Raw genomic sequence first — 15,629 nt, 5'->3', positions numbered from 1 at the left:
GCCGGCCCTCCGCCACAGCACGAAGGCCCCCTGCCGTCTCGGCAGGGGGCCTTCGTCGTCACGGTCGACGGTGGTGCAGGAGTCGCGGGTCGTGCCGTCGAGGCCGCCGCGACCCAGCCCGCTACACCGAGCGCAGCACCGCCACGACCTTGCCGACGATCTGGGCGTGGTCGCCCAGGATCGGCTCGAAGGCGCTGTTGCGGGGGAGCAGCCAGGTGTGGCCGTCGCGCTGGCGGAAGACCTTGACGGTCGCCTCGTCGTCGAGCATCGCCGCGACGATGTCGCCGTTCTCCGCGCTCTGCTGCTGGCGGACGACGACCCAGTCGCCGTCGCAGATGGCGGCGTCGACCATGGAGTCGCCGACGACGCGCAGCATGAAGAGATCGCCCTTGCCCACGAGCTGGCGGGGCAGGGGCATGACGTCCTCCACCTGCTGCTCGGCGGTGATGGGCACGCCGGCGGCGATCCGGCCGACCATGGGCACGTGGGCGGTGTCGCCGTCGTCGCTGCTGGTGAGGATGGTGGTGACCGGAGCGGAGGGGGCCGACTCGTCGGCGAGCACCTCGAGGGCGCGAGGCCGGTTCGGGTCGCGGCGGATGCGGCCGGCGAGCTCGAGCTGGTTGAGCTGGTGCGTGACGCTCGACAGCGAGCGGAGGCCGACCGCGTCGCCGATCTCGCGCATGCTCGGCGGGTAGCCGCTCTGGGCGATGCTCGCCTGGATAGCCGCCAGGATCGACTCCTGCTTCGCCGTCAGGGCCTTGCGGGAGGGGGCCGTCACGGCCGCGCTCGCGCGCTGCGGGTCGCTCATCTGTCTCCTGACGTCGGATGTCGGTGGTCGCTGTTTGACTCCCACCATCGATCGAAACCGTATCCGATGACGACGCCCCAGCCACACACCTGTTCGAGTGTGTCGCAGATCCGGAGGGCGTCGGAGGGGGATGAGGGGTTGAATCGACCACGGATCGAATGTATGTTCGGAACACGTCTTCGTGTCCGGCATTCCCGGCCGAGTGCCGGGCACGAATTCGCAGTCTTCTCTCGCGGTGAAAGGACCCACCCCATGAGCGCCATCGTCAGCAGCATCAGCATCGCCCCCAGCATCGACGGCACCCCCGTCCGCACCCGTCTCCGCATCACGCGCCGCGGTCGTCGCGTCGTCGCGGCCACCGTCGCGCTGGGCGTGGCGGGCATCGTCGGGGGCGTCCTGCTCGCCGGCCCCGGGGCGCAGGCCTCCGACAGCTCGGCCGCCGTGGCGTTCGAGCACGTCACGGTCGAGGGCGGCGAGACGCTCTGGCAGGTCGCCCACGAGATCGCCCCCACGAAAGACCCCCGTGACGTCGTCAGCGACATCGTCCGGCTGAACGCCCTCGGCAGCGCCGAGGTCAGCGCGGGGCAGACCCTCGCCGTCCCGACGAAGTACTCCGACTGACCCGTCGGCAGCGGCCGTCGTCCCGGTGACGGTCGGGGCGCGCCTCGCGCCTACCATGGAGGGGTGTCCTTCAGTCTCGACGACCTGCCCCTCCGCGACGACCTCCGCGGCCTGACCCCGTACGGCGCCCCCCAGAAGAAGGTGCCCGTCGCCCTCAACGTCAACGAGAACACGCATCCCGTGCCCGCCGACGTGGCCCGCGACATCGTCGCGTCGATCGCCGAGGCGCTGCACGAGGTCAACCGCTACCCCGACCGTGAGTTCACGGCCCTGCGCGAGGCGCTGGCGGCCTATCTCGGGCACGGCGTCACGCCTGAGCAGATCTGGGCGGCGAACGGCTCGAACGAGGTCATCCAGCAGCTGCTCCAGGCGTTCGGCGGCCCCGGTCGTTCCGTCCTCGGGTTCCCGCCCACGTACTCGATGCACTCGATCATCACCGTCGGCACCGGCAGCACCTGGGTCGAGGGTCGCCGCGACGAGGGCTTCGGCATCTCGCCCGAGACCGCCGTCGCCGAGATCGAGCGCGTCCGCCCCGACATCGTCTTCTTCTGCGGCCCCAACAACCCCACCGGCACGCCGCTCGACCTCGCCACGGTCGAGGCGGCCTACGACGCGACCGACGGCATAGTCTTCGTCGACGAGGCCTACGCCGAGTTCATGCCGCCCGGGCAGCAGACGGCGTTGACCCTCCTCGAGGGGCGTCCGCGCCTCGTCGTCTCGCGCACGATGAGCAAGGCGTTCGCCTTCGCCGGGGCCCGCGTCGGGTACCTGGCCGCGCACCCGGCCGTGGCCGACGCGCTCCGTCTCGTCCGCCTCCCGTACCACCTCTCCTCGTTGACGCAGGCGGCCGCCGTCGCGGCCCTCCGTCACGCCGACGAGATGCTCGCCATGGTCGACGACATCCGGGGCCAGCGCGACCGCATCGTGCGCGAGCTGGCCGCGATGGGCTACGAGCCGTGGCCGACCTGGTCGAACTTCGTCCTGTTCGGCGGCGTCGACGACCCGTCCGACGTCTTCGAACGGCTCCTCGAGCGCGGCATCATCGTGCGCGACCTGGGCATCCCCGGCCACCTCCGGGTGAGCGCCGGCACCGAGGCCGAGACCACCGCGTTCCTCGACGCCCTCCGCGACATTAGGCTCTCCTCGTGACCGATCAGCGCGCCTCCCGCACCGCCTCCCTGACCCGATCGACGAGCGAGTCGAGCGTCGCCCTCTCGCTCGACCTCGACGGCACGGGGCGGTCGACCGTCTCGTCGTCGGTGCCGTTCTTCGACCACATGCTGACCGCGCTCTCGAAGCACTCGCTGATCGACCTCGACGTGACCGCCACCGGCGACACGCACATCGACGCGCACCACACCGTGGAGGACATCGGCATCACGTTCGGCACGGCGCTGAGGGAGGCCCTCGGCGACAAGTCGGGCATCTCGCGCTACGGCGACGCGCTCGTGCCGCTCGACGAGGCCCTCGTGCAGGCGGTCGTCGACGTGTCGGGTCGCCCCTACCTCGTCCACACCGGCGAGCCCGCGGGCTTCGAGCACCACCTCATCGGCGGGCACTTCACCGGCTCGCTCGTGCGCCACGTCTTCGAGGCCATCACGGTGCATGCCGGCATCACCGTGCACGTCCGCGTGCTGGGCGGGCGCGACCCGCACCACATCGCCGAGGCCGAGTTCAAGGCCTTCGCGCGGGCGCTCCGCCAGGCCGTCGAGCCCGACCCCCGGGTCTCGGGCGTGCCCTCGACGAAGGGCTCGCTGTGACCGCGCGGCCGACCGTCGCCGTGCTCGACTACGGCAGCGGCAACGTGCACTCGGCCGTCAAGGCGCTCGAGCTCGCGGGCGCCGACGTCGAGCTGACCCGCGACCGCGGTCGCGTGCAGTCGGCCGACGGCCTCTTCGTGCCCGGCGTCGGGGCCTTCGGGGCCGTGATGAGCCAGCTCGAGTCGGTGGGCGGCGGCGAGCTGATCGACCGGCGCCTCGCCGGCGGTCGTCCCGTGATGGGCATCTGCGTCGGCATGCAGGTCTTCTTCGAGGGCGGCGTCGAGCGCGGCGCGACCACGGGCGGGCTCGGCGAGTGGCCGGGCGTCGTCGACGAGCTCAAGGCCGACGTGCTCCCGCACATGGGCTGGAACACCGTCGACGCCCCCGAGGGCAGCGTCCTCTTCGACGGTGTCCGTGACGAGCGCTTCTACTTCGTGCACTCGTTCGCCGCGCAGGAGTGGACCCTCGACGTGATCCGCCCGTTCCCCGAGCCGCACGTCACGTGGGCCGACCACGGCGGCCGGTTCGTCGCGGCCGTCGAGAACGGCCCGCTCTGGGCGACGCAGTTCCACCCCGAGAAGTCGGGGCAGCCGGGCATCCGGCTCCTGTCGAACTGGCTCGGCACCCTGTGACCCGGCGCGACGGCCGGCCGGGCCCGACCGCCCGGCCGGCCGCCGCCTCCACCCCGACCCCGCCCCGAGAGGCGCGTCGTCCCGACGCGACGGGGGCACGATCCCGCGGCCACGCCGCGAGGGAGACAGCATGAGCGAGTTCTGCACCACCCCCGGCCTGACCCTCTTCCCGGCCGTCGACGTCGCCGGTGGCCAGGCCGTCCGCCTGACCCAGGGCGAGGCCGGCACCGAGACCGGCTACGGCGACCCGGTGGCCGCGGCGGACGACTGGAAGGAGCAGGGCGCCGAGTGGCTGCACCTCGTCGACCTCGACGCGGCGTTCGGGCGCGGCGACAACCGGTCGATCATCAAGAAGGTCATCCGCCAGGTGAAGGGCATCAACGTCGAGCTCAGCGGCGGCATCCGTGACGACCGCTCGCTCGACGACGCGCTGAGCACCGGCGTCAAGCGCATCAACCTCGGCACCGCGGCGCTCGAGAACCCCGAGTGGGCCGCGCACGTCATCGCGGAGTACGGCGAGGCCGTCGCCGTGGGCCTCGACGTGCGAGGCACGACGCTGGCCGCGCGGGGCTGGACGCAGGAGGGCGGCGACCTCTGGACCGTCCTCGCCCGCCTCGAGGACGCCGGCTGTGCGCGCTACGTCGTCACCGACGTCACGAAGGACGGCACGCTCCAGGGCCCGAACGTCGAGCTGCTGAAGCAGGTGACGGAGCGAACGGAGAAGCCCGTCATCGCCAGCGGCGGCATCTCGAGCCTCGACGACATCGCGGCCCTCCGCGAGCTCGTGCCCCGGGGGGTCGAGGGCGCCATCGTCGGCAAGGCCCTGTACTCGGGCGCGTTCACGCTCGGCGCCGCACTCGACGTCGCCTCGGCGTGACGTCGGAGGGTCCTGGCCACGGCGCGGCGCACGCGGGGCGCAGCGCCCACGACGGGCGTCCCGTGCCCCCGGTCGACAGCGCCGGCCGCCCGTGGGCGGGCCGCACCTTCCAGCACCACGACACGGCCTACGCGGGTGACGACGGCTCGGCCGACCCGCGCCTCCTCGAGGCCCTCACGCGGTTCCACGCGGGGGAGGCCGACGAGGTGGCGGTCGTGGACGCCCTCCGCCCCGCCCGACTGCTGATCCCGCTCGTCGCGGTGGCCGGCGAGGAGGGGCTCAACGAGCACGGCGTCGTCGTCGACAAGACGCAGGAGCTGTCGATCGTCACGGTCGCGGGCCCCGACGGCCGTGACGTGCTGCCGGCGTTCACGTCGGTGGAGACGCTCCGGGCCTGGGACGCGAAGGCACGCCCCGTCCCCGCCGACGCCCGGCGCATCGCCCTGGCGGCCGCAGCCGAGGCCACCGACCGGCTCGTGCTCGACCCCGGCTCGTCGACCGAGTTCGGCCTGCGGCGCCCGGCCCTGTGGGCCGTCGCGCAGGACGAGCGCTGGCTGCCCAGCCACCAGGACCCGGACGTGCTGCAGGCGTTCCTCACGGCGTCGGCCACCGAGGAGGCGCTGGTCACGGTGGCGGTCGCGCCCGGCTACCGGTCGGCGCGGCTCGGCCCGCCCGAGCTCGTCGTGCAGCTGGGCGTCCGGCCGGGTCTCGACCAGGAGCAGCTCAGCGCCGTGCTCGGGCGCCTGCAGGCCGCCTGGTCGGCCGACCCCGTCATCGCGGAGCGGGTCGACGGCATGGCCGTGAAGGTCGTCCCCGCCGGCGGGCCGCCCCGGCCCTAGTTGACCGGGCCGGTGAGCTTCTCGCCGGGGCCGGCGCCCACCGCGTCGGGGATGGCGCTCGCCTCGCGGAACGCGAGCTGCAGCGAGCGGAGGCCGTCCCGGAGGGCCCGGGCGTGCTGGTCGCCGATCTCCGGCGCACTGGCCGTGACCAGCCCCGCGAGCGAGGTGATCAGCTTGCGGGCCTCGTCGAGGTCGGTCTGCGCCTGGGGGTCGTCGGCCAGGCCGACCTTGACGGCGGCGGCGCTCATCAGGTGGACGGCGACGGTGTTGATGACCTCGACGGCGTTGACCTCGGCGATGTCGCGGACGGCGTCGTCGGCGCCGCCCGACGCCGGCGGGGCCGTGTCGTCGGCGAAGCGGTGGGTGTGCGCGTCGCTCGGGGCAGCGGCGGGGGTGTCTCGGGGGGAGTGGCTCACGAACTGATCCTCTGCTAAAGTCGTCAAGGCTCGGAGCGTCTGCTCCGTGCGAAAGTGGAGATTCTCCCACCCGCGCTCGACCGTTACACGAGGTTACCGGGTTGTTGGCACCCCGTCGGTGTCCGTCCGAAGCTCACCTGCCCTGCAGGTGGCTCAGGTCGGAGACAGGCAGCCAGGGTGCAGTGGTCCTGTCGCGCCGTGAGGCGTGGGGGCCACGAACCTCCTCTTTCCCCGCCGTGTCACCGACGCGGTGGTGTCGGAAGCATCAACAGAGGAGTTCCGCATCAGCGATCCCCGTACGAACGACCGCATCCGCGTCCCGGAGGTCCGCCTCGTCGGCCCCGCCGGAGAACAGATCGGTGTCGTCCCCATCGCCATGGCCCTGCGGCTCGCCGCCGAGGCCGAGCTCGACCTGGTCGAGGTGGCCCCCAACTCGAAGCCTCCCGTGGCCAAGATCATGGATCACGGGAAGTTCAAGTACGAGGCTGCGCAGAAGGCGAAGGAGGCGCGTCGCAACCAGGCGAACACGATCCTCAAAGAGGTCCGTTTCCGCCTGAAGATCGACAAGCACGACTACGAGACCAAGCGCAAGCGCGCCGAGGGCTTCCTCCAGGGCGGCGACAAGGTCAAGGCCATGATCCTGTTCCGCGGTCGCGAGCAGTCGCGTCCCGACCAGGGCGTCCGTCTCCTGCAGCGCTTCGCGGAGGACGTCGCCGAGCTCGGCAGCGTCGAGTCGACGCCCACCATCGACGGCCGCAACATGGTGATGGTGATCGGTCCGCACAAGAACAAGTCCGAGGCCAAGGCCGAGGCGGAGGCCCGCAAGGTCGCCGCCAAGGGCCCGAAGCACCCGACGTCCGACGAGGCGCCGGCCGACGCACCGGCCGCGCCCACAGAAGAGAGCAAGTAGAGATGCCCAAGCAGAAGACCCACTCCGGCGCCAAGAAGCGCTTCAAGGTCACCGGTTCCGGCAAGATCATGAAGCAGCAGGCCGGCATGCGCCACAACCTCGAGGTGAAGAGCGCCAAGCGCAAGGCTCGCCTGAACAAGGACCAGGTGCTCGCCCCCGCCGACGCCAAGGTCGCCAAGAAGCTTCTCGGTCACTGACCGCTGACACGAACGTAGAGGAACAAGAAAATGGCAAGAGTCAAGAGAGCGGTCAACGCCGCCAAGAAGCGTCGCGTCGTCCTCGAACGCGCCGAGGGCTACCGCGGTCAGCGTTCGCGCCTGTACCGCAAGGCCAAGGAGCAGGTCACCCACTCGCTCGTCTACTCGTACCGTGACCGCCGTGCTCGCAAGGGCGAGTTCCGCCGCCTGTGGATCCAGCGCATCAACGCTGCGTCGCGTGCGAACGGCCTGACCTACAACCGCCTCATCCAGGGCCTCGCCCTGGCCGGCATCGAGGTCGACCGCCGCATCCTCGCCGAGCTGGCCGTCAACGAGCCCGCCACCTTCGCGTCGATCGTCGCCACGGCCAAGGCCGCGCTGCCCGCCGACACGTCGGCCCCCAAGGCCGCCGCCTGATCCACCGCGTCACCTGCACCGCCCGAGAGGCCCCGACAGCACCGCTGTCGGGGCCTCTCCCGCGTCCACGGCGCGACGGCGCCGCCGCCGTCACCGGCCGGGCCGTGTGGCACAGTGGTGGCGTGCGCAGCCCCCTCCTCGACAACCCCCGTTCGCCCCGAGTCCGAGCGGTGGCCAAGCTCGCGAAGCGCGACGCCCGCACCGACACCGGCCTCTTCCTGCTGGAGGGTCCCCAGGCGGTCTCCGAGGCCCTGGCGTGGCGACCCGAGCTGCTCGTCGAGCTCTTCGTCACTCCCACCGCCCTCGAGCGCCACCCCGCCCTGGGCGAGGCCGCGGAGGCGGCGGGCCTCGAGGCCGAGTTCGTCACGGAGGCCGTCCTCGACGTCATGGCCGACACCGTCACGCCGCAGGGCGTGGTCGCGGTCTGCAAGCAGTTCCCGGTCAGCGTCAAGGACGTCTTCGCCGACACGGGGGAGGGCGGCCCCCGCCTGATCGCCATCCTCGAGGAGGTGCGCGACCCCGGCAACGCCGGCACGATCATCCGGGCCGCCGACTCGGCGGGCGCCGACGCCGTCGTCATGACCGGCCGCAGCGTCGACCTCTACAACCCCAAGGTCGTCCGCGCGACGACCGGGTCGCTCTTCCACGTGCCCGTGGCGCTGGGCGGCGACCTCGCGAGCGTCGTCTCGCGCTGCGCCGAGGCCGGCGTCCAGGTGCTCGCCGCCGACGTCAAGGGCGACGACCTGCTCGAGGCCCGGCAGGAGGGCCTGCTCGGTGCGCCCACGGCCTGGCTCTTCGGCAACGAGGCCCGGGGCCTCACCGACGCCGACCTCGCCCTCGCCGACCGGGCCGTGGTGGTGCCCATCTACGGGCAGGCGGAGTCCATGAACCTCAGCACCGCCGCCTCCGTCTGCCTGTACGAGAGCGCCTTCGCCCAGCGCAGCTGAGCCGTCGCACGACGCATTTCGGTTCTGTTACGAATCCGCCGTGAATTTGACCCCCCTCCGGGTGTCTGTTTGTGTGGCTCCATGGATCCCCTCGTCGTGGTCGACCACGTCAACAAGCACTTCGGAGAGCTTCACGTCCTGAAGGACGTCACGACGACGGTGGGCCGCGGCGAGGTCGTCGTCGTCATCGGGCCGAGCGGCTCGGGCAAGTCGACGCTCTGCCGGGCGATCAACCGCCTCGAGACGATCGACGACGGCGTCATCAGCATCGACGGCACGCGGCTGCCCGAGGAGGGCGCCGCGCTGGCGAAGCTGCGGGCCGACGTGGGCATGGTGTTCCAGAGCTTCAACCTCTTCGCGCACAAGACCGTCGTCGAGAACGTCATGCTCGGCCAGGTCAAGGTCCGCCGTCGGTCGAAGGCCGAGGCGCGGAAGCGCGCGATGGAGCTCCTCGACCGGGTCGGCGTGGCCGACCAGGCCGAGAAGATGCCGTCACAGCTCTCCGGCGGCCAGCAGCAGCGCGTGGCCATCGCCCGCGCCCTCGCCATGGACCCGAAGGTGATGCTGCTCGACGAGCCGACGAGCGCCCTCGACCCCGAGATGATCACCGAGGTGCTCGACGTCATGGTGCAGCTCGCGGCCGACGGCATGACGATGATCGTCGTCACCCACGAGATGGGCTTCGCCCGCAAGGCCGCCGACCGCGTCGTGTTCATGGCCGAGGGCCAGATCGTGGAGGAGGCGACGCCCGAGGAGTTCTTCACCGCGCCGAAGTCCGAGCGCGCCCGCGACTTCCTCTCGAAGATCCTCACGCACTGACGGCCCGCTCGCGGAGCCGGGGCCCACGAGGCCGACCGGCACCGCGACTCCGGCCCGCCCCCCGCACCGCGGGGGAGCACCCCCTCGAGACTTCCGGGCGACGACCGTCGACCGGGTCCCCCAGCAAGGAGAACAGAATGCGACTCAGCAAGGGAATCGTCACCGCTGCCGCAGCCGCCGCGATGGTGCTCGGCCTGACGGCCTGCACCGACTCGTCGGCCCCGGCCGTCGACGTCGAGACGCCCGCCGACTTCGCGGAGGGCAGCACGATGGCGAAGCTGGCCGACGCCGGCGAGATCACCATCGGCACGAAGTTCGACCAGCCCCTCTTCGGCCTCGCCGACCCCGACGGCGTGCCCCAGGGCTTCGACGCGGAGATGGGCAAGCTCATCGCCGCGAAGCTCGGCATCCAGCCCGAGAAGATCAACTGGGTCGAGACGGTCTCCGCGAACCGCGAGCCGTTCATCCAGAACGGCCAGGTCGACCTCGTCATCGCGACGTACACGATCAACGACGCCCGCAAGGAGGTCGTCTCGTTCGCCGGGCCGTACTACCAGGCCGGCCAGGACCTCCTCGTGCTCGAGGGCAACCCCGAGGGCATCAGCTCGGTCGACGACCTCATGGGCAAGAAGGTCTGCACCGTGAGCGGCTCGACCAGCGAGAAGAACATCGCGCCCTACGTCGCGGCCGCGACCGACGTCATCGCGACCGACACCTACTCGAACTGCCTCGAGCCGCTGCGCTCGGGCGCGGTCGCCGCCGTGACCACCGACAACGTCATCCTGGCCGGCCTCGCCGACCAGAACGAGGGCGAGTTCGAGGTCGTCAACGAGCCCTTCACCGAGGAGCCCTACGGCATCGGCCTCGCGCTCGACGACACCGACTTCCGCGAGTTCGTCAACGACACGCTCCAGGACGCCGAGGACGACGGCACCTGGGACGAGCTGTGGGAGAAGACGGCCGGCAAGGTCCTGCCCACGCCGACCCCGCCGTCGATCGACCGCTACTGACGCCCCCGGCGGGCACCGCGACGCTCGTCGCCCGCGGTGCCCGCCCGCGCCTCCCCGGCGCCCCTGCACGACCGCTCGACCCGCGCGGTCGCCCCTGACCTGGAGACACCCCCGTGAACCCCTTGGACGTCATCCCCGGCCTCGACGCCGTGACCGACAACTGGCCCCGCTTCTGGGGCGGCTTCGTCACGACGCTGCAGCTGCTCGTGCTCTCCGGGGTGGGGGCGCTGGTGATCGGCTTCGTCGTCGCCGCCATGCGCATCTCGCCGGTCTCGTCGTTCCGCGTCTTCGCCACGGCCTACACCGAGGCCCTCCGCAACACGCCGCTGACGCTGGTGCTCTTCTTCTGCGCGTTCGTGCTGCCGTACCTCGGCGTCGACTTCGGCACGTACTTCCCGCTCGCCGTCATCGGCCTCACGGCCTACACCTCGCCGTTCGTGGCCGAGGCGATCCGCTCCGGCGTCAACGGCGTCCCGGTCGGCCAGGCGGAGGCGGCCCGCAGCATCGGCCTGGGGTTCGGCCAGACGCTCGGCCACGTCATCCTGCCGCAGGCGGTCCGCATGGTGCTGCCGCCGCTGATCAACGTCTTCATCGCCCTCACGAAGAACACCTCCGTCGCCGGGGCCTTCTTCGTCAGCGACCTCTTCGCCGCCGGCCGCTACATCGCCAACGACCGCGGTGACGCCGTCGTCACCGTGCTGTTGGCCGTCGCCGTGTTCTACCTCGTCATCACCGTCACGCTCGGCCGCGTCGCCGCCGTCGTCGAGCAGAAGGTCGCAGTCCTCCGATGAGCACCACCGTCCTCTACGACGCGCCCGGCCCGAAGGCCCGCCGCACCTCGCGCATCATCTCCGTCGTCGGCGTGGTGCTCGTGCTCGCACTCGTCGCGTGGCTCGCGTACCTGCTCGGCCGCCCTCGCGTCAGCGCGAACGGGGCGGTCACGCCCGGTGTGCTCGACCCCTCGCGGTGGGACATCCTCTCCGACCTGGCCCTCTGGCGGGCGATCGGCCGCGGCTGGCTCGCCACGATCCAGGCGGCGGCGGTCGCCTCGGTGCTCGCGGTGATCGTGGGCGTGGTGTTCTCGTTCCTCCGCACCGCCCGGTCGGCGGTCGTGCGCGTGCCGACGACGGTCGTGCTCGAGTTCTTCCGCGGCATGCCCGTGCTGCTGATGATGCTGTTCATCCTGCTGGTCTTCTCGACCGGCGCCTTCTGGGCCGTGGTGGCGGCACTGGCCGTCTACAACGGCGCCCTCATCGGCGAGGCCCTCCGGGCCGGCATCGCGTCGCTGCCGAAGGGCCAGAAGGAGGCGGGGCTCGCCCTGGGCCTGACGCCCACCGCCACGAGGTTCCTGATCGAGTTCCCGCAGGCGTTCCGCCAGATGCTGCCGATCATCCTGGCCCAGCTCGTCGTGCTGCTGAAGGACACCTCGCTCGGCTACATCGTCGGGTACGTCGAGCTGACCCGTGGGGGCCTCACCCGTCTCGGCACCTACTACGGCAGTACCTACACGTTCACGCTCTTCGCGGTGGTGCTCGTGGTCTACCTGGCCACGAACCTCCTGTTCTCGTGGGTCGTCCGCATCGTCGACCGCCGCACGGGCCGCGACGGCGTGCTCCGCCGCGCCGGTCGGGCCGGCCGGGGCGGCGGGCTCGGGGGGCCGGGGATCCTGGCCCGACCCGGTCGCGTCGAGACAGCCGCCACCACGGGCGCCTCCGTCTGACCCGGCCACCGGCCCCTCCCCAGCCCGTCGACCCGCGCCTCCTCGCCCCCACGGCACGAGGAGGCGCGGTCCGGCTCCCCGACGATCGCTAAGCTTGGTTCTCGTGTCAGACACCGTCCCCATCTCCGAAGACGCCGTCGCGTCCGCGGTCGACGCGGCCCTCGCCGCCGTCGCCACCGCCGCGTCGGTCGCCGAGCTGAAGACCGCTCGCTCCCAGCACGTGGGCGAGGCCTCCGTGCTGGCGCGCATGAACGCCGGTCTCCGTGACCTGCCCGCCGACCAGAGGGCGGCCGCCGGCAAGCTCGTCGGCGGTGCCCGCGGTCGCGTGGCGCAGGCCGTCGCCGCCCGCGAGGCCGGCCTCGCGGAGGAGGAGGAGGCCCGCCGCCTCGCCGACGAGTCCGTCGACGTCACGGCCCTGCCGACCCGCCGTCGGGCCGGCGCCCGTCACCCGCTCGCCCTGCTGCAGGAGCAGATGGTCGACCTCTTCGTCGGCATGGGCTGGGAGGTCAGCGAGGGCCCCGAGCTCGAGCACGAGTGGTTCAACTTCGACGCCCTGGCCTTCGACGCCGACCACCCGGCGCGGGCCATGCAAGACACCTTCTTCGTCGACCCGGTCGACGAGCACCTCGTGCTGCGCACGCACACCTCGCCGGTGCAGATCCGCACGCTGCTCTCGAAGCAGCTGCCGGTCTACAACGTCGCGACCGGTCGGGTCTTCCGCACCGACGAGCTCGACGCGACCCACACCCCGGTCTTCACGCAGATCGAGGGCATCGCGATCGACCGCGGGCTCACGATGGCGCACCTGCGGGGCACCCTCGAGCACCTCGCGCGCTCGATGTTCGGCGCCGAGGCGCAGATCCGCCTGCGCCCCAACTACTTCCCCTTCACCGAGCCGAGCGCCGAGATGGACGTCTGGCAGCCGCACGCCAAGGGCGGCGCACGGTGGGTCGAGTGGGGCGGCTGCGGCATGGTCAACCCGAACGTGCTGCGGGCCGCGGGCATCGACCCGGACGACTACCAGGGCTTCGCGTTCGGCATGGGCATCGAGCGCACCCTCCAGTTCCGCAACGACCTCAACGACATGCGCGACATGGTCGAGGGCGACGTCAGGTTCAGCGAGCAGTTCGGGATGGTGGTCTGATGCGGGTTCCGCTGAGCTGGCTCGGTGAGCACGTCGAGCTGCCGAGCGACGTCACGCTCGAGAGCGTCCACGCGGCGCTCGTCTCCGTCGGCTTCGAGGAGGAGGCCGTCCACGTCGGCGACGTGACCGGCCCCCTCGTCGTCGGCCAGGTGCTCGAGGTCACGCCCGAGCCCCAGAAGAACGGCAAGACCATCAACTGGTGCCGGGTCGCGGTAGGACCCGACCACGCGACGGACGACGACGACGTCCGCGGCATCGTCTGCGGCGCCCACAACTTCGTCGTGGGCGACAAGGTCGTCGTGTCGCTGCCCGGGGCCGTCCTGCCCGGGCCGTTCCCGATCGCCGCCCGCAAGACCTACGGCCACGTGTCCGACGGCATGATCGCCTCGAGCCGCGAGCTCGGGCTCGGCGACGAGCACGACGGCATCCTCCTCCTCAGCTCGCTGGGGCTCGACCCGGTCGTCGGCACCGACGCGATCCCCCTCCTCGGCCTCGACGACGCCGCGGTCGAGATCAACGTGACGCCCGACCGCGGCTACGCGTTCAGCATCCGGGGCGTGGCCCGCGAGTACTCGCACGCCACCGGCGCCACCTTCACCGACCCCGCGACGACCGTGTCGCCCGTCGAGGCGAGCGGCTTCCGCGTCTCCGTCGTCGACGAGGCGCCGGTGCGCGACCGCGCCGCGGTCGCCACCTTCGTCACCCGCGTCGTGCGCGGCGTCGACGCCGCGCGCCCGACGCCGACCTGGATGTCGTCCCGGCTGCGGCTGGCCGGCGTCCGGTCGATCTCGCTGCTGGTCGACGTCACGAACTACGTCATGCTCGAGCTCGGCCAGCCGATCCACGGCTACGACCTCTCCGCGGTCACCGGCGGCCTGACCGTCCGCCGCGCGGCCCCGGGCGAGACGCTCGAGACCCTCGACGGCCAGGTGCGCACGCTGCACCGCGAAGACCTGGTGATCGCCGACGAGGCGGGGCCCGTCGGCCTCGCCGGCGTCATGGGCGGGGCGCGCACCGAGATGGGCGCGTCGACGACCGACGTCCTCGTCGAGGCCGCGACCTTCGACCCGGTGTCGATCGCCCGCACGGCCCGCCGCCACAAGCTGCCCAGCGAGGCGTCCCGTCGCTTCGAGCGCGGGGTCGACCCGGCGGTCTCCGCACCGGCGGCCCAGCGCGTCGTCGACCTCCTCGTCGAGCTCGCGGGCGGCACCGCCGACGAGCTGGGCTCCGCCCTCGACGAGTCCGTCGCGCCCGCCGCGGTCGAGCTCGCCGTCGACCGGCCGGCCCGCCTGATGGGCGTCGCCTACGACCGCGCCGAGGTGGTCGACTCCCTGACGGCCGTCGGCGCCTCGGTGGTCGACCAGGGCGACGTGCTCGTCGTGACCCCGCCCACGTGGCGTCCCGACCTCGTCGACCCGGCGTCGCTCGTCGAGGAGGTCGCGCGCATCACGGGCTACGACCGCATCCCGTCGGTGCTGCCCGTCGCGCCTCCCGGCCGCGGGCTCACCCGTGAGCAGCGGCTGCGCCGTCAGGTCTCGTCCTCCCTGGCCGCGGCCGGGCTCGTGGAGGTCGCCGCCTACCCGTTCGTCACCCCGGCGCAGAACTTCGCGTTCGGCTCCGCCGACGGGCAGGCCGTGCCCGCCGTGACGCTCGCCAACCCCCTCGACACCGCGGCGCCCCAGCTGCGCCGCTCGCTGCTGCCGGGCCTGCTCGACGTGGCGCGCCGCAACGCGTCGCGCGGCCTCGTCGACCTCGCGCTCTTCGAGACCGGCACCGTCTTCCTGCCCGAGACCGGGGTCCGCTACGGCACGGCGGAGGTGCCGGCCGGTGCGGCACGTCCGACCGACGACGTCCTGGCCGAGCTGGCCGCGAGCCTGCCTCCCCAGCCCCGGCACCTCGGCGTCCTCGCGCTCGGCACGGCCGTCGACCGTCAGCCGGGCCAGCCCGCCGTCGCGGCCTCCCTCGCCGACGTCCTCGACGCGCTCCGGGTCGCCGTCCGCGCCGCGGGCGTCGAGTTGACCGTGCGGCAGGGCAGCCACCCGTCGCTCCACCCCGGCCGCACCGCCGAGCTCCTCGTCGGCGACGAGCGGGTCGGCGTGGCGGGCGAGCTCCTGCCCACCGTCGCCGCCGAGCTCGACCTCCCGCGCGTCGTGGCGGTCGGCGAGGTCGACCTCGACCGCGTGCTCGCCCTGGGCGTCGACGTCGCCCCTCGCCCGATCTCGGCCTACCCCGCGGCCACGCAGGACGTCTCGCTCGTCGTCGACCTCGACGTCTCCGCCGGTGACCTGCTCGCGGCCGTCCGCGAGGGCGCGGGCTCGCTCCTGGAGTCGGCGCGCCTCGTCGACGACTACCGCGGCGCCGGGCTCCCCGAGGGCACCAAGTCGCTGACCTTCGCCCTGCGCTTCCGCGCCGACGACCGCACCCTGACGGCGGCCGAGGCCACCGAGGCCAAGCAGGGCGCCGTCCGGCTCGCGTCCGAGCGATCGGGGGCGGCGCTCCGCGACTGACACTC

Annotated in this window: 18 protein-coding genes; 16 read left to right on the top strand and 2 right to left on the bottom strand. The window is 72.4% G+C overall.

What is annotated here, in order from left to right:
* Window positions 1-121: 121 nt before the first annotated feature.
* Window positions 122-808, bottom strand: a complete 687-nt coding sequence (gene lexA, locus JOE43_RS12745; protein WP_056056206.1) for a transcriptional repressor LexA — start codon at window positions 806-808, stop codon at window positions 122-124.
* 252 nt (window positions 809-1,060) lie between these two features.
* Between lexA and JOE43_RS12740 the strand changes: the two genes are divergently transcribed.
* The 6 genes from JOE43_RS12740 to JOE43_RS12715 all read left to right on the top strand — a co-directional run bounded on the left by JOE43_RS12740 (window position 1,061) and on the right by JOE43_RS12715 (window position 5,537).
* On the top strand, window positions 1,061-1,429 hold the full coding sequence (locus JOE43_RS12740) for a hypothetical protein (RefSeq protein WP_209518176.1): 369 nt from the start codon (window positions 1,061-1,063) through the stop codon (window positions 1,427-1,429).
* A gap of 63 nt (window positions 1,430-1,492) precedes the next feature.
* Complete coding sequence (locus JOE43_RS12735; RefSeq protein WP_209518174.1) at window positions 1,493-2,578, top strand: histidinol-phosphate transaminase; 1,086 nt, start codon at window positions 1,493-1,495, stop codon at window positions 2,576-2,578.
* Window positions 2,575-3,189, top strand: coding sequence for an imidazoleglycerol-phosphate dehydratase HisB (hisB, locus tag JOE43_RS12730; protein WP_056056201.1), 615 nt, complete (start codon window positions 2,575-2,577; stop codon window positions 3,187-3,189). Before JOE43_RS12735 ends, hisB begins: the two co-directional genes overlap by 4 nt.
* Window positions 3,186-3,821, top strand: coding sequence for an imidazole glycerol phosphate synthase subunit HisH (gene hisH, locus JOE43_RS12725; protein WP_209518172.1), 636 nt, complete (start codon window positions 3,186-3,188; stop codon window positions 3,819-3,821). Before hisB ends, hisH begins: the two co-directional genes overlap by 4 nt.
* Before the next feature lie 130 nt (window positions 3,822-3,951).
* Window positions 3,952-4,698, top strand: a complete 747-nt coding sequence (priA, locus tag JOE43_RS12720; protein ID WP_056056198.1) for a bifunctional 1-(5-phosphoribosyl)-5-((5-phosphoribosylamino)methylideneamino)imidazole-4-carboxamide isomerase/phosphoribosylanthranilate isomerase PriA — start codon at window positions 3,952-3,954, stop codon at window positions 4,696-4,698.
* Window positions 4,699-4,760: 62 nt separating this feature from the next.
* Complete coding sequence (locus JOE43_RS12715; protein ID WP_209518170.1) at window positions 4,761-5,537, top strand: SseB family protein; 777 nt, start codon at window positions 4,761-4,763, stop codon at window positions 5,535-5,537.
* Here the strand turns inward: JOE43_RS12715 and JOE43_RS12710 are convergent.
* Entirely contained in the window at window positions 5,534-5,836 is a 303-nt protein-coding gene (locus JOE43_RS12710) for a DUF1844 domain-containing protein (RefSeq protein ID WP_209519235.1), read from the bottom strand. The two genes, JOE43_RS12715 and JOE43_RS12710, sit on opposite strands and share 4 nt — an antisense overlap.
* A 400-nt stretch (window positions 5,837-6,236) precedes the next feature.
* Between JOE43_RS12710 and infC the strand changes: the two genes are divergently transcribed.
* The 10 genes from infC (at window position 6,237) to pheT (ending at window position 15,624) form a co-directional block, all read left to right on the top strand.
* Window positions 6,237-6,863 carry a translation initiation factor IF-3 gene (infC, locus tag JOE43_RS12705; RefSeq protein ID WP_156370197.1) on the top strand — a complete coding sequence of 209 codons (627 nt, stop codon included), beginning with the start codon at window positions 6,237-6,239 and terminating at the stop codon, window positions 6,861-6,863.
* 2 nt (window positions 6,864-6,865) lie between these two features.
* Window positions 6,866-7,060, top strand: a complete 195-nt coding sequence (rpmI, locus tag JOE43_RS12700) for a 50S ribosomal protein L35 (protein ID WP_056056193.1) — start codon at window positions 6,866-6,868, stop codon at window positions 7,058-7,060.
* A 30-nt stretch (window positions 7,061-7,090) separates the two neighbouring features.
* Window positions 7,091-7,477, top strand: coding sequence for a 50S ribosomal protein L20 (gene rplT, locus JOE43_RS12695; protein ID WP_056056191.1), 387 nt, complete (start codon window positions 7,091-7,093; stop codon window positions 7,475-7,477).
* 122 nt (window positions 7,478-7,599) lie between these two features.
* On the top strand, window positions 7,600-8,424 hold the full coding sequence (locus JOE43_RS12690) for an RNA methyltransferase (RefSeq protein WP_307803368.1): 825 nt from the start codon (window positions 7,600-7,602) through the stop codon (window positions 8,422-8,424).
* Between the two features lie 81 nt (window positions 8,425-8,505).
* Window positions 8,506-9,243, top strand: coding sequence for an amino acid ABC transporter ATP-binding protein (locus JOE43_RS12685; protein WP_167259532.1), 738 nt, complete (start codon window positions 8,506-8,508; stop codon window positions 9,241-9,243).
* 137 nt (window positions 9,244-9,380) lie between these two features.
* Complete coding sequence (locus JOE43_RS12680) at window positions 9,381-10,253, top strand: glutamate ABC transporter substrate-binding protein (RefSeq protein ID WP_167259531.1); 873 nt, start codon at window positions 9,381-9,383, stop codon at window positions 10,251-10,253.
* Between the two features lie 122 nt (window positions 10,254-10,375).
* Entirely contained in the window at window positions 10,376-11,044 is a 669-nt protein-coding gene (locus tag JOE43_RS12675) for an amino acid ABC transporter permease (protein WP_209519233.1), read from the top strand.
* Entirely contained in the window at window positions 11,041-11,973 is a 933-nt protein-coding gene (locus tag JOE43_RS12670; RefSeq protein ID WP_209518168.1) for an amino acid ABC transporter permease, read from the top strand. Before JOE43_RS12675 ends, JOE43_RS12670 begins: the two co-directional genes overlap by 4 nt.
* 103 nt (window positions 11,974-12,076) lie before the next feature.
* A complete protein-coding gene (gene pheS / locus JOE43_RS12665; protein WP_056056184.1) occupies window positions 12,077-13,117 on the top strand; it encodes a phenylalanine--tRNA ligase subunit alpha in 1,041 nt (346 codons plus the stop codon).
* Window positions 13,117-15,624: a phenylalanine--tRNA ligase subunit beta gene (pheT, locus tag JOE43_RS12660; protein ID WP_209518166.1), complete on the top strand. Its 2,508-nt coding sequence runs from the start codon at window positions 13,117-13,119 to the stop codon at window positions 15,622-15,624. The genes pheS and pheT overlap by 1 nt, the downstream gene beginning before the upstream one ends.
* The last annotated feature ends 5 nt before the right edge of the window (window positions 15,625-15,629 follow it).

Source organism: Frigoribacterium sp. PvP121 (assembly GCF_017833115.1).
In the GTDB taxonomy this organism is placed as follows: Bacteria; Actinomycetota; Actinomycetes; order Actinomycetales; family Microbacteriaceae; genus Frigoribacterium; species Frigoribacterium endophyticum.
Note: the sequence above shows the minus strand (reverse complement) of the source record. Positions and strands in the feature narration are given on the sequence as shown.